At 61.3% G+C, this 12,769-nt stretch carries 17 protein-coding genes and 3 pseudogenes; 10 read left to right on the forward strand and 10 right to left on the reverse strand.

Features of this window, described 5'->3' with window-relative positions; all coding sequences use genetic code 11:
* From D7S86_RS08025 to D7S86_RS29020, 6 genes and pseudogenes are all read left to right on the forward strand, one after another.
* A pseudogene (locus D7S86_RS08025) lies at window positions 1-439 on the forward strand (hypothetical protein); the annotation flags it as partial.
* 134 nt (window positions 440-573) lie between these two features.
* Window positions 574-1,173 (forward strand): hypothetical protein, encoded by a 600-nt coding sequence (locus D7S86_RS30625; RefSeq protein ID WP_240648050.1) that lies wholly within the window; start codon window positions 574-576, stop codon window positions 1,171-1,173.
* Window positions 1,154-1,888 carry a C39 family peptidase gene (locus D7S86_RS08035; protein WP_121085288.1) on the forward strand — a complete coding sequence of 245 codons (735 nt, stop codon included), beginning with the start codon at window positions 1,154-1,156 and terminating at the stop codon, window positions 1,886-1,888. The genes D7S86_RS30625 and D7S86_RS08035 overlap by 20 nt, the downstream gene beginning before the upstream one ends.
* Before the next feature lie 7 nt (window positions 1,889-1,895).
* Entirely contained in the window at window positions 1,896-3,110 is a 1,215-nt protein-coding gene (locus D7S86_RS08040; protein ID WP_147432258.1) for a hypothetical protein, read from the forward strand.
* 101 nt (window positions 3,111-3,211) lie between these two features.
* A complete protein-coding gene (locus D7S86_RS08045) occupies window positions 3,212-4,765 on the forward strand; it encodes a coiled-coil domain-containing protein (protein ID WP_121085290.1) in 1,554 nt (517 codons plus the stop codon).
* A 375-nt stretch (window positions 4,766-5,140) separates the two neighbouring features.
* Window positions 5,141-5,584 carry a hypothetical protein gene (locus D7S86_RS29020; RefSeq protein WP_147432259.1) on the forward strand — a complete coding sequence of 148 codons (444 nt, stop codon included), beginning with the start codon at window positions 5,141-5,143 and terminating at the stop codon, window positions 5,582-5,584.
* An 80-nt stretch (window positions 5,585-5,664) separates the two neighbouring features.
* Here the strand turns inward: D7S86_RS29020 and D7S86_RS08050 are convergent.
* Window positions 5,665-5,894 (reverse strand): annotated as a pseudogene (locus tag D7S86_RS08050) (integrase core domain-containing protein); the annotation flags it as partial.
* A gap of 503 nt (window positions 5,895-6,397) precedes the next feature.
* Window positions 6,398-6,934 (reverse strand): DUF1566 domain-containing protein, encoded by a 537-nt coding sequence (locus D7S86_RS08055; protein ID WP_147432260.1) that lies wholly within the window; start codon window positions 6,932-6,934, stop codon window positions 6,398-6,400.
* Between D7S86_RS08055 and D7S86_RS08060 the strand changes: the two genes are divergently transcribed.
* Together D7S86_RS08060 and D7S86_RS29025 are read left to right on the forward strand one after the other, a co-directional pair.
* Entirely contained in the window at window positions 6,915-7,205 is a 291-nt protein-coding gene (locus D7S86_RS08060) for a hypothetical protein (RefSeq protein WP_121085292.1), read from the forward strand. The genes D7S86_RS08055 and D7S86_RS08060 overlap by 20 nt on opposite strands.
* Window positions 7,206-7,244: 39 nt before the next feature.
* Complete coding sequence (locus D7S86_RS29025) at window positions 7,245-7,655, forward strand: hypothetical protein (RefSeq protein WP_147432261.1); 411 nt, start codon at window positions 7,245-7,247, stop codon at window positions 7,653-7,655.
* On the opposite strand, the gene D7S86_RS30490 is transcribed toward D7S86_RS29025, so the two are convergent.
* The gene (locus tag D7S86_RS30490) at window positions 7,585-7,818 is read right to left on the reverse strand and encodes a recombinase-like helix-turn-helix domain-containing protein (RefSeq protein ID WP_338069176.1); all 234 of its coding nucleotides are present in this window, start codon (window positions 7,816-7,818) and stop codon (window positions 7,585-7,587) included. The genes D7S86_RS29025 and D7S86_RS30490 overlap by 71 nt on opposite strands.
* Before the next feature lie 63 nt (window positions 7,819-7,881).
* Here D7S86_RS30490 and D7S86_RS08065 point away from each other — a divergent pair.
* Window positions 7,882-8,259 (forward strand): annotated as a pseudogene (locus tag D7S86_RS08065) (DUF4145 domain-containing protein); the annotation flags it as partial.
* A 3-nt stretch (window positions 8,260-8,262) separates the two neighbouring features.
* On the opposite strand, the gene D7S86_RS30130 reads toward D7S86_RS08065, so the two are convergent.
* Window positions 8,263-8,985, reverse strand: coding sequence for a hypothetical protein (locus tag D7S86_RS30130; protein WP_240648051.1), 723 nt, complete (start codon window positions 8,983-8,985; stop codon window positions 8,263-8,265).
* On the reverse strand, window positions 8,982-9,542 hold the full coding sequence (locus D7S86_RS08075; protein WP_121085294.1) for a hypothetical protein: 561 nt from the start codon (window positions 9,540-9,542) through the stop codon (window positions 8,982-8,984). The genes D7S86_RS30130 and D7S86_RS08075 overlap by 4 nt, the downstream gene beginning before the upstream one ends.
* 611 nt (window positions 9,543-10,153) lie before the next feature.
* Here D7S86_RS08075 and D7S86_RS08080 point away from each other — a divergent pair.
* Window positions 10,154-10,492 (forward strand): hypothetical protein, encoded by a 339-nt coding sequence (locus tag D7S86_RS08080; protein ID WP_147432262.1) that lies wholly within the window; start codon window positions 10,154-10,156, stop codon window positions 10,490-10,492.
* Here D7S86_RS08080 and D7S86_RS08085 read toward each other — a convergent pair.
* From D7S86_RS08085 to D7S86_RS08100, 5 genes are read right to left on the reverse strand one after another with little or no spacing between them, the layout of a single operon-like run.
* Window positions 10,476-11,207: a hypothetical protein gene (locus tag D7S86_RS08085; RefSeq protein WP_121085296.1), complete on the reverse strand. Its 732-nt coding sequence runs from the start codon at window positions 11,205-11,207 to the stop codon at window positions 10,476-10,478. The two genes, D7S86_RS08080 and D7S86_RS08085, sit on opposite strands and share 17 nt — an antisense overlap.
* Window positions 11,204-11,776 carry a hypothetical protein gene (locus D7S86_RS08090; protein ID WP_240648052.1) on the reverse strand — a complete coding sequence of 191 codons (573 nt, stop codon included), beginning with the start codon at window positions 11,774-11,776 and terminating at the stop codon, window positions 11,204-11,206. The genes D7S86_RS08085 and D7S86_RS08090 overlap by 4 nt, the downstream gene beginning before the upstream one ends.
* Entirely contained in the window at window positions 11,724-11,930 is a 207-nt protein-coding gene (locus tag D7S86_RS29455) for a hypothetical protein (protein ID WP_158601899.1), read from the reverse strand. The genes D7S86_RS08090 and D7S86_RS29455 overlap by 53 nt, the downstream gene beginning before the upstream one ends.
* Window positions 11,927-12,412: a lysozyme gene (locus D7S86_RS08095; RefSeq protein WP_121085298.1), complete on the reverse strand. Its 486-nt coding sequence runs from the start codon at window positions 12,410-12,412 to the stop codon at window positions 11,927-11,929. The genes D7S86_RS29455 and D7S86_RS08095 overlap by 4 nt, the downstream gene beginning before the upstream one ends.
* A complete protein-coding gene (locus D7S86_RS08100) occupies window positions 12,409-12,768 on the reverse strand; it encodes a hypothetical protein (protein WP_121085299.1) in 360 nt (119 codons plus the stop codon). The genes D7S86_RS08095 and D7S86_RS08100 overlap by 4 nt, the downstream gene beginning before the upstream one ends.
* Window position 12,769: the final 1 nt, after the last annotated feature.

Here is a 12,769-nt window from a genome sequence, read left to right on the forward strand (position 1 = left end):
TGCGGGCGGCGCAGGCGGTGCGGGCGGCACCGGCGGCATGGGCGGCGCGGGCGCGGCAGGCGGCACCTCGACGGCGACAGCCGGCGCAGGCGGCGCGGGCGGCTCGGCCACCAACGGCAGCGCCACGAACGCAGGCACGACGAGTCTCGCGTCGAACGGCAGCGCGACCGCGGGTAACGGCGCAACGGGTGCGGTCGGCGCGGCCGGCGGCACGGGCGGCGACGGGACCGGCGGCGTCGGCAACGGCGCGACGGGTGGCGCGGGCGGCGGCGGCGGTGCGCAATCCGTCGATGCCGGCACGTTCAATATGTCGAACATGATGTCGAGCGTCGGTCAGTCGGCGGCCGGCATCATGATCGCCAATCAGAACAGCGGCATCGGTGCGCTCGTGCAGCAAAGCGTCAACGTTCAGGCCAACCTCTCTGTCGGCGGGCACTAGCAGAGAACGGAGGGTTTGACGCCTGAAACGCGTCCCGCGGGCGGGTGTCCCGCGGGGCTTTGCTCGATGGTCTGCCCGGCTCGCGACACGCTCCACGCGCGTCGCCGTGCGAGCCGGGCTGAGGAGACAGGACCATGCGTTCGGTCAAATGGATACTCGCGACGGGCACGTCGCTGATCGTCTGGCTGCCCGGCCAGACGGCATTCGCTCAACACGCCCCCGATGCCGACGCGACGCAAGCGCTCGCACCGGTCGTGCATGCGGCGACCGAGTCGGCAAGCCGGCTCGCCGCGCTTGCCTCGGGCGACTCGCCTCCCGATACCGCGGCGGCATCGCCCGCGATATCGGCACGTTCGACGGACGCGACGAACGCGACGGCTTCAACGAATTCAACGGCTTCGACAAATTCGACAACCTCGACGGCATCGGCACAGACCGAGCCGTCCACAGCCACCCCGCCGCCGACGCAAACGGCGGACGCATCGACCCCGATGGGCACGGCCGTGAGCCCCGATGCGCTCGACACCTATCGCGGCGGCAGCCAGACCTATAACGACATGCAGGTCAACGGCACGCTGTCCGACACCCGGGCGCTCGGCGTCCAGACAGGCAGCAACACGATCGCCGACGGCTCGTTCGCGAATTCGAGCGGCTTGCCGACGGTCATTCAAAACACGGGCGCCAACGTGCTGATTCAGAACGCGACGATCGTCAATGTTCAATTCAAGCAATAGCCCCGGCCGTCACGGTGCCGCATGCGCGTGCGTCGCGCGGCGGCTGTGCCTCGTCGTCGCCGCGTTCGCCGCGGCGACGACCGCGCATGCCGATTCGATCGATATCCAGAATCCGGACGGCGGCGACATCCACATGCGCATCACGAGCCTCAAGGAAGCGCGCTTCAAGGGCACGGTGCGCCAGCAGTACGACTTCAGTTGCGGGTCGGCCGCGGTTGCGACGCTGTTGACCTACCAATACGGCTATCCGACGACCGAAGCGGTCGCGTTCCAGCAGATGTTCGCGACCGGCAATCAGCAAAAGATCCGGCGCGAGGGGTTCTCGCTGCTCGACATGAAGCGTTTTCTCGAAGCGCACGGTTTCGACGCCGATGGATTCGAGGCCCCGCTCGACAAGCTCGAAGCCTCGCATTTGCCCGCGATCGTGCTGATCACCGAGAACGGGTATCACCATTTCGTCGTGATCAAAGGCATCCACGACGGACGCCTGCTGATCGGCGACCCCGCGCTCGGCACACGTTCGATGCCGCGTGCCAGTTTTGAAGCACGTTGGGACAACAACGTGCTGTTCGTGATCCACAACCATCGCGAACTCGCGGTCTTCAACAATCCGGACGACTGGCACTACGCGCCGCTCGGTCCGAACTGGATGGCGATCAATCGCGACGGTCTGGAGAACATCACGGTACCGAAATTCGGCCCGAACGATTTTTGAGGTCGACATGAACAGGCTCCCTATCCAACTCGCCTGCCTGAGCCTGATGTTCGGTTCAGGCGCCGCGTGGTCCGGGGTGCAGGCCGGCGACGGCGCGGCGCGGCCCGAGCACGACATGCTCGCGGACCTCGCGCGCGATCCCGCGGTCGCTGCACCCATCGCGGCGGCAGGTGCATCCGAGGACGGTGTCGCGGCGGCAACCGATGCGGTTGTGTCGGTGCCCGAGCGCGCCGACACCGACACCGACGCGCCACCGCGCGCGCAGGTCATACGCGAACCCGTCGCGCACGCGAAATCGGTCCGCCTTGCGCAGGCGACCTCGCCCGCGACGCCGTACGCAACGGCAAACACGACGACATGCGCGACGGCATGCGCGGCAACAAGTCCGGCGACAAGTTCGGCGACAAGTTCGGCGACAAGCGTACCTGTGACGAATACATATATCGGCACAGACCCAGCCGGCACGGCTTCGTCGTCCGCACCGACCGTCGAGACGCTCGCGTATGTGACCGAGCCCGAAGACCTTGCGGACTCGGCCTCGCGCGATGACGCCCAGCCGATCGCGATCGAGCACGCGAACGAGCACGCGAACGACACTCGCGCGGCGACGCGCATCGCGACGACATCGACGGTCACGACAAACGCGACGAGCGCAACGAACGCGACAAACGCGACGAACGCCACGACTTGGACACTCGCGACCCCTGCCCCGCTTGCGACGCCCACGCCCGAACGCAAGAACGACGACCGTCCGCCGATCGAAATCGTGAGTGCCGCGCCGGGACCGCGCGACGCATCGGGTGAATGGACCGAGGCACGCGTCAGCGATGCGAATCTCGACACCATGCGCGGCGGCTTCGACATCGGCGACGGGCTGCAGGTCGCGTTCGGCATCGAACGCGCCGTCTTCGTCAACGGACAACTGGTCACCACGACGAGCTTCAACATTCCGAACATCGCCCAGATGACCGTCCCGCAAGCGCAGATGCTCGCGCAAGCGCTCGGCACGACGACCGTCGTGCAGAACGGGGCAGGCAACGTCGCGCCGAACGTCATCACGGGCGGCGCCGCCGCGACGATCGTGCAGAACACGCTGAACAATCAAACGATCAAGGCGCTCACGACGATCAATGCCGCCGTCAACACCCTTGCGCAATTCAAGGCCTCCAACCTGCAGTCGACGATCAATTCAGCGCTTGCGACTGCCGCGATCCCGAGATGAGGTGACACCCCGCTATTCAGCACGGCCACCGACAGTCCGCCTCGCGACGGCGAGCGGCACCGACAAACAAGAAGAGCGCATCGACGTAGGGGAGACTCGCGATGAAAGACGGCCAATGGCGACGCATCGGAGCAGCGGGAAGCTCATGTCTGCTGTTCATGAGTTCGATCGCCCAAGCGCAATCGCTCGACAATCAGGACCCCGCGCAAGTCATGCAGGAGTTGCGCGACGAGATCGATCAACGCATCAAGGAACTCGATAATCTCAAGCACCAGCTCGACGCCCAGGAAGCGCGCGTTCAAGCGTTGACGAAAACGCTCGATGAAAAAGCGCTCGAACAGCAGCGTGGCGGGAGCGCGCAAGGCATCGATCCGAACGCGCCCGCCCCGGCGGCCGACAGCGGATCGGGCAGCGGAAGCGGGAACGGCGCGACGTCCAATACATCCGATGCGTTGGGCGGAAACGGAAGTTCAAGCGGCAACGGAAACGGCAACGCCGCGAACGCGTCCGGGACGGCCAATGCGCCGACGGCGAGCGGCAGCGACCAATCGTCGGGCGGTGCGATCACGCCCGCGCCGCAACAGGCGCAACAGGCCCAGTCTGGCCAGTCGGCTCAACAATCCGGCGCCGCGCAGGGTCAAGCGCCATCCACGGCGCAAGCTCAGCAGCCCGTCGGTCAGGCGCCGGTACGCGATACGCGTCCGCCGCAGGTTGCGCCTTTGTTCGAGCAGCCGGGCGTGCTCACGCCGAAGGGCAAGCTCGTGGTCGAGCCATCGGTTCAGTACGGCTATTCGTCGAGCGACCGTGTCTCGCTCGTCGGCTACACGATCATCCCCGCGTTGCTCATCGGCCTGATCAACATTCAGGAAGAGCGCACGACGACGATCACGAACACGGTCGCGTTCCGTTACGGCGTGACGAACCGATTCGAGCTCGAAGTTCGCGTGCCGTACGCGTGGAGTTCGACGAGCACGATCGAACGCCAGATCTTCCAGGGCACCGCGCAGGACAGCGTGTTCAGCACCGACGGCCACGGCCTCGGCGATGTCGAAATGACGGCGCGTTATCAGTTCAACGACGGCGGCGCCGACCGCCTCTATTACGTCGGATGGCTGCGCTTCAAGAGCCGCACGGGCAGCGACCCGTTCTCGGTGACCACCGATTGCCTCAATGTCTGCGAAGCCAATACGACGGGCACGGGCCTGCCCTTGCAGAACCCGACGGGGTCGGGGTTCTATTCGTTGCAGCCCGGTATCACGTGGTTGTTGCCGACCGATCCGGCCGTCTTCTTCGGCAACTTCAGTTACCTGCACAACTTCACGCGCAACGACGTGAGCCTCACGTTGCTCAACGGCATCAAGCAGCCGATCGGGTCGATTCACGCGGGCGACATCTTCGGACTCAACTTCGGCATGGGCATGGCGCTCAACGAAAAAGCCTCGTGGAGCATCGGCTATGACCAGAGCATCATTTTCCCGACGTCGGAGAACGGACAAACGGAAGTCGGCTCGGTCCGCACGACCTTGGGCACCCTGCTCGTCGGCTACTCGTATGCGCTGACCAAACGCATGACGCTCAACGTCTCGGTCGGCGCGGGACTCACGCGCGATACGCCGGATCTGACCGTGACGTTCCGGCTGCCGATCACGTTCTGAGCGACGACGCGCGCCACGCCTCGTCCGCGATCACGCGTCGCGCGGCTATGCGCTGCGCGACGTAGCGATGAAACGGCTGTGCCGCCATCGGATCATCGTGCGCGAGCTCGGCGATCTCGTCGCATCGAACACGACGCGTACGTTCCCCCGTCAAGTAGACAGCGGTCAACAGGCGTTCGAGGCACGGGTTATCCGAGGCATGTACTGCGTCGGCGGGAGGTCACCGAAGACTGTCTAGCTGAAAAGTCAGGTTTCGCGGGACGCCAACGCTGAACGAAAAGCGCAATAGGTCGATCCTCGCGGTCGCCCCGAAAATAGCCTATAACCAAATCGTTTCGCCTCGCGGAGGCGTCTATTGACACGGCCGCCGTGGCGATGAAGCAACTACTTATTTTCCTCAGTCATCCGGCATGGCAAGGAATTGGCGCGGTGGTGGCGTTCGCCGGCCTGATCCTAGCCGTAGTTCCGTTGCTCCATTCCGCTGCGCCCGACGCCGTCGTCCGCGCTCAAGAGACGCCCGCCGCCAGTGCGCCGTTCGTACCTCAGATCAGCATTCCCAAAGAACCTCACACCGCGCCCATGCCCGAACCTGTTCAGCCGTCGTTGACGAGTATTGCGGACGCATCTGCATCCTCTCCCGACTGGATTGATAGGTTCTTAGCAACACCTTTGCCTACGTCCGAAGAACTGAGTGCCGCTGGGTTTAGACTCGAAAAGCAATGGCGGCCTTGGTGGACATGGGCCGCCATCGGTGCGGGCGCGGTGCTTTGCGCCCTTGGTGAAGCTGCGCGAAAGCTCTTGCGCTATCTAACCCAATGAGAACCGCATGGGCTGCTGCCGATTTCGTTGACACCATCCTGGGCTAATAACCTTGCCCGTTCGAACTCGATCGGGCTGACTCATCCCAAAGTCGAATGCCTTCAAGTCGAATTGTAGAAGCGTTCGATATAGTCGAACACGTCAGCTCTCGCGTCGTCTCGTGTGCGATACACCTTGCGTGCAGCGCGCTCGGTTTCAACGATGAGAAGAAGCTTCCCATTGCCGAGTTATCCCAGACGTTGCCGGCCCGGCTCATACTGCATGTGACGCCAAGTTCGAGCAACGAGCGCTGAAACCGGTCGCTCGTATACGCCACACTGCCCATCCAAACCATCAGCCCGACGCTCGCCGCTATCTTCTTCTGGACTCAAGGAACAGCTTCAGTGCTTCAACTCTTCATCCTAGGGATGAAGAGAGTTGAATCCGCCAATATTAAAAATGCTTCAAACGGTTTGAAGCATCTACCCCGCCCTAAAACCCTTACTGGACAAGGCTTCCCCGGACCAAGTACTGGGGCTGCTTCAAAATGCTTCAACCTCCTTGAAGCACTCGATGCTTCATCCAACTTGAAGCAATTGTCAAACATTTGGTGACTTATGGATTTGCTACTCACCTTGGTACTTAGTCCACTGATATACGCGGTCTTGATGCTCGCTGGCCGTGTTAAGCCCAAGCATCGGCGTTCGTCAAAGGGTTACTGACGTAGTTGCAATTGATTGCATTCGCGAGACGAGGACATCAGGCGACCTGGGCTCGACGCGGACAACACATCGGTAAGGCCGCCCGCGCATTTCGAGCGTGTGTTGTCTGGGGTCAAGGCGTTGTTATTGCACGAGCGCAGCGGACGGTGAGTGAGTCACTTTTTGAAAGCGCACCGGACAGCACGTTAGCGGTAGAAATATCCGTAACTAAAACCGCGTCGGCCATTATAGTAGGATCGGCTGAGTATTCAGTCGATGACCAGTAGTAAGCGCCGTCCGTAGCCGCAGGAATACCAAGTGGTCCGAGTATCGTAAATGCGGATTGAGTCCCGCCGTCCAATTCGTCGATGGCTGGCAGGTACCAATCCGAATAGCCGCCGTCCCCGACCTGAGAGCAGACCGGCGCAGCATAGCCTGATAGCGTCCCTAGCGCATTGACGATGGTCGATGTGTTGCCTGCCCCGTCCGTCAAGCTCAATACATCGAGCTCCGTGGCCGTGTTCGACCATTCGGTGGATGACGGAGTGTCCGATTCCTGAAGAACCGTGCCCCCGACGCTTCCCGTCGTTGCCGTCGTGTCATCGATCGCAAACACATAGCCGCTCTGATACACGCTGCCGTAACCCAAGATGCTGACCGCCACGTTCACGGCAGTTGCGTTCGATCCGGATGCCGACAATACGAGCGGTGTGGCGCTTAGGTCGCCAACCGCCGCGCTTGGCGTATTCCCCGGCGCGATGGTCACGGTACAGCTCGATGCGACGGCGAGCGTCGAGCCGCATGTTGTCGATGTCGATGCGCCCGTAGGCAGCGCGGGCGATATTGAAAATGCCAAATCGACAACCGCTGCACTTCCTGTGTTTGTAAACGTGATGGTCCGGGGATTGCCGGTCAGCGCAGTATTCGTGACCGGAGCGTAGACCGCAAGGGCAAGCGATGAAACGCTGGCGGAAAGCGTGGTGGGTGACGCTGAAGGCGTTGTGCCGCCCGTTGGCGTCGTGATCGCCGTCGTGCTCGGCGAGTCCGGCGAGTTCGACCCGCCACATGCGGTCAATGCAGCACAGACGACGATCGCAGCGCCACGCGCCACATATTTCCCCAACCGATTCATGACTCGCCCCTTTGGTCTGCGCGCCCTCAAAGAGTCAGCGCGTGATTTTTGGGCAAAATTATCGGTTAATTGGCGACTGATGGGTATATTGCAAACCGAGTATTATTTGCCAAAATCCCGAAGATTGGGCATCGGATACGGAATTGCACGGGCACGTCACGAAGCTGACTGCACTGGCGGAATCTTGGCTACGCCGCCAGTCGTGACAGGATTCGTTGAAGTGACGTTAGATGCCATTGCCGTCCCGTGCTCGTCCTGACGCCCAATCGGTTTAATTCCGCGACCATATCGCGTTGTGTTAGCCCTGATGCACGGAAGCCATCCAGCACGTTACGAAGGCCCTCTGCAAACGCATTTGCAGCCTGCTGACGGGCTTCTATGTTCGGACGGAGGTTAGCCGGTCCGGCAGCACCTAGAACCACGCCACGAGCCTTTGCCGCCCGCAATGCGTCCTTCGTTCGCTTGCTGATTTCGAAGAAGCGCGGCAAGTCTCAACTATCTCGCCGCGTGCTGCGTGCGCACTCCTTCGCGTAAGCATCGAAAAATTGTGCAACGTCCTCAAGGCGGAAGGACACTCGCTGAACGACAAGATTGGCGACTTGGTACGCCGGGGTCTTCCGGAACAGACTAAACAATCACTCGATGCAGTCCGCGTGATTGGAAACAACGCCGTACATCCAGGGGTCATGTCGAACGATGACGTTGCCGAGGTATCGACGATCCTATTTGCGCTGGTCAACTACATCGTTGATGATCGAATCACGCGGCCGAAAATGGCGGCGCAAGTGTTCGCATCTTTGCCGCCGGGTGCCTTAAAAGCTATCGAAAAGCGCGACAATGGAAAGGCAGAAGGATCGAAGTAACGACTAGCCGAACCGAGGCACTTCGACCACTTGCCCATACGCTGGTTTATAGATCAGGATACGTTCGAAGGGGCCGAAATCGATACGCTCGTCCTGCGGCCACTCGATTTCTTGGTCCTGTGCGGGGTTCCAGAAGTCCACGGTAATCAGAAGCCAAAGAGCATCACATTTCTGATATTTCGCCGCCTTCGCGACCTTGGTCGCCACGACTTCCGCTACGCGTTTCACCGCAAGCATGGGCACCATGTAGCCCTGTTGAACTCGCCACTTTGCGTCTACCCTTTCCCCCGTCGAATACAGAGAAACAATGTAGGGTAGGTGTAGGTAGGCATGCCGCACCACCTGCCCTGGCCGGTCAGACTGCACTTGTGCGGCCACTGCCGCAATCTCTCTGGCTTTAGCCTCGATATTGACGATCGGGCATTCAACCTTGAAGCCGATCACTAGTTCGATAGGCCGCCCGCCCGACTCGGTATGAAGCTCTTGAGCACGGGCAACGACACGTTCGCGCGGCTTCACTTGCTGCTGTTCGCTGCATGCGTCCTCGCCGTCTTTGATATGCAGTTCAGTCAACTCGATGCCGATTTTTCGTTCGCCATGAATTAGGACATCCGGCCTATCCGAACGCTCGATGATTCCGGGCGGCAACACGAAGTCTTGCTGGAACGACTGGAACACGTGCCATTCGTCTTCTTGCTGCTTCGTCCATTTCCGATCGGCGTTCATCTTTCGATTTTCGGGTCGAGAGGTTTGGTCGCCTGAGTGGCGAGAAACGCGGCTTCCTTAAGCTCGGCCTGATAGCGATCGGCGTAAGCACTCAAATCATCGGGATAGTCCGCGCCACCGACCTTCTTCCATTCGGGATACAGGTAGCGCTCGTAGTAGTAGTACGCAGCTTGGAGCGCGGCATCAAGCTCGGGATACATGTTGACGGTCGGGTCTAGATCGCGGTGCCCCGCATGCTCGTCTCGGTAGCCCTTCATGTGCTCGTGATACTCGGTCCATTGCTGTTCGGACATGTGTACAGCCTGGAACAATCCTTCGCGGAATGCCGCGTGATCCGACTCGGGCACCAACTTCGTCCAGTGCGTATCGTCGTTGCGGCTACCGAGCACCTTGCACCAATCGATAACGGCGAGGTCCATCGCCCCGCTCATCATCACCCGCCAGAGGTCGATCTTGGTATCGGGCACAAGATCATGCAAAACCTGCTTCAGTAGAAGCACACGGACGAAGGCCCAGACGATCTGGATATGCGTCTTTACTGCCTCTTCGTATGCCATCGCGCTTCCCCTCGTTTAATCGCAGTAAGCGTAGCGACAGGGAACAAGAACACGCCGAAGTAGATCGGGGTCGTTACCCGGATGATCTTATACAGACGAGGACGACACAGATAACGGGATCAACACTGAGGGGCACCGGCCCCGCTGCAATCGGATGCCGGATACGGATGGACTGTTCTGGATGCGTCTACCACGAACGGGCGGGACGGGTTCGCCGATCTGGTAGCTATCTGGTAGCGGTGGCGCAGAAAAGACAAAGGGTTAGCAAGTGCAAACCTGCTAACCCTTATCCATACTGGTCGGAGCGATAGGATTCGAACCTACGACCCTCTGATCCCAAATGAGAATGGCTTTATCAGCCAAACGGTTGATACACCTGGTTTAGCGGTGGTTGATGTCTAAGACGCTGCACATAAAAACGGCACGGAACGATAAGGGTTTCGGGCCGCGTGCAACGCAGTTATTAGACAGAAACCACCATGAAAAATACGAGAGGAAAGCGGGTTGCCCAAGCCCTGATTTGCCTGGCATTCGCGATTTCTGGCGCCGCGCGCGCGGGCGACTTCGATGTCGTCGTGCCGATTCGGTCGTGGCACTTCGATGGCTCGGAGATGGCACCCCAACACTGGAACGAATTCAATCCTGGACTCGGCGTCGAGTATCGTGCCGATGGATGGCTCGTTGGGGGGGTGGCGTATCGGGACTCGTATTACAAGGTCGCGAAAGCGGCGTACGTCGGATACTCATACGCCCTTCCGGTGGTCGGGGAGTTTTCGATCGAGGGGACGATCCGAGCTGGCTACATTCGGGGATCTGGGTTTTCGAACTGGGGCGCGCTCCCCAGCATCGGCGTCAGCTACGGAAAGACGGCGGTCGAACTCGAATTCCTGCCCGCGATCAAGAAGACGCAGGCAAGCGTTCTCGCGCTGATGGTCAGGCGGTCGTTTTAGCTTCCTGCGCCGCGGCGATCACTTCGACCCGATGCTGCACTGTCGAGATGTCGTGATCGCCCCCATTCGCGCCGCCCGGCCATTCCGCACCCGGGACAATATCGAAGCTCCCCGCATCGTCACGCAGCCATACGTGGTCCAGCAGCGGACGCGATTGCCAGCGGCTGTCACGCCACGGCCACGCCGCCCACAGATCCGCGCCGTTCAGCACGCAGACCATGCCAGCCAGTGCAGCAGCGTGCGCCGCATAGTAGCCAGCATCAGCAAACTTCGGTGCCTCGAAGCTGTGAAGCTGGCCGATCTGCTTTGCGGGCAGAAACAGCGGCGTCAGGTGCGTACGCGACGCGCCTAACGAATGACCGGCGACATTCACGACGTCATCCTGCGGAACGGTGTCGAGCACCCATTCCCACAGGTCACGCATGCCCTCGACCGCTCCCTGCGTGACATTGCCCCCTTCGACCGCGACGGGCTCAAGGGAGACGTCGCAAAACACGTCCATGAGCTTCAATGCGCTCGCGCGCGTGCCGCTGATGCTCAGGAATGTGTTGCCGTCGCTGTCGGCCGACAACACGGCCTGGTGCGAGGCGTTCGCATAGTTCCCGACCCATATTTCGCCGAGCGCGGTGAACGCCGAGCGCGCGGCGTTCTCGTCGATCAGGTAGGCAGCATTGGCCCGAGCTGCGGCCAACGCTGCTGCGCGCCAGTCGATCATTGCGCCGCGCTCGCCGCCGCAGGTGCCGATGCGGCCGACGCTGCACTCGGCGCGGAAGCGGTCGAAGCACTGGAGGCCGGGGCGGCGGCGGTTGCGTTCGTGTAGACCGTCAGCGCGTTCTGCACGGTCAGCTGGAACACACCCAACGCCGCAATCACGACCGGCTTCTGCGCTGCCGGGATGTACGTCGAGGCCGTCACTGCGGCTTCGATCGCCGGGATGCCCGTCGTGATCAGCGATTGCGCGGACGTGACCGAGATCGCCGAAGCGGTCGTGCACACGACGCCGTTGATGGTCGACGCAGCGGCGACAGCGGGATCGATCACGGCGACCGCCTGCAACGTCGGTTGGACGATCGCGCAACCGTCGGAGATGGCCGTCTGGAGCTTGGCGAGGTCGGCGGTGGCGGTGGCTTGCTGCGTGGACGAGCACGCGGCGAGGAACATGGACGCGGCAAGGCCTGCCGCAAGCAGCATACGTTTGAACATGGTGAGTACCTTCAGGGAAGTTGGAGGGTTACTGCTTTGGAACGTCGGTGGGCTTGCTGAAGAAGCGAACAGCGACTGCATGGCCGGCCGCGAGCAGGATTGCTCCCATCGTGCCAGCGACTTCTGCGGGGGGAATAGGAAGCTTCAGGGCTTGGCAACCCCATGTGATGCAGCCGCCGAGCATGGCGCCGGTGATCGCCGCGGCGCCGGTTGAAACCGGAGAGGTCTGGTTCACGATTGCGCCTCCGGTTCCGGCGCATGCTCCCCCGCCGGGGCAGCACCTTGGGCGAACAGCGCGCGCTCGGCTTCGCGACGACGCAAGAGGCCTGCGACAACGTGGCCGGCCGACTTGTCCCATTTGTCGAATTCGTCGATCGCGCCATCGATGTCGTTCTCGTTCAGAAGGCGCAGCATCGTAGAGTGGTAGAACGCCGTCGGCCCCACGTTGAGCACGAAATCGACAAGCGCATCGAATTCGTCCTGCGAGATACCGATCTTCACGAACAGGTTGACGTAGTTCTGCGCGTCGGCCAGATCTTCTTCGAGAAATTCGATGGCCTGCTCAGGAGTGCACGTCATGTGCTCGTGAACGGCTTTCGTGTGGCCCCATCCGATCGTCCACGGGTCCGTGGGAAACGGCTTGTAGGCGGTAAGGACGGGCGCGCTCGCGGCTTCAAACTCCTTTGCGAGGTCAAGCGCCTGCTTCGAATACTTCATGAGGTTTCTCCTTCAATGAGAGCCTTCAAGACGCGTTCATTGCTATCGCGCAGCGCCCGAAGAACTTCGGCGTTGTCCGCCAATATCTCGCGCTGGGCTTCCGCGATAGCGAGAACCCCGGCGAGCATCTTTGCCTGTTCGATGCTGTTTTGCCGCTGCATTTCGGCCGATTCCTCGGCCTTCATCATCAGGACGGCCCCCGCGATCGTTGCTTCGATCGACAGCATGAGATTCGTCGCGCCCCAATCGCTGTCATATCCGTGCATGAAATGCAGCGCGAGCGATGTCGAGATGAAGAGGCACAGCAGAACGAGGAAATTGCGAGGCTTGCGAATGACTAGGTACAGCTGAAGCACG

It is taken from the genome of Pararobbsia silviterrae, from assembly GCF_003628125.1.
GTDB lineage: Bacteria > Pseudomonadota > Gammaproteobacteria > Burkholderiales > Burkholderiaceae > Pararobbsia > Pararobbsia silviterrae.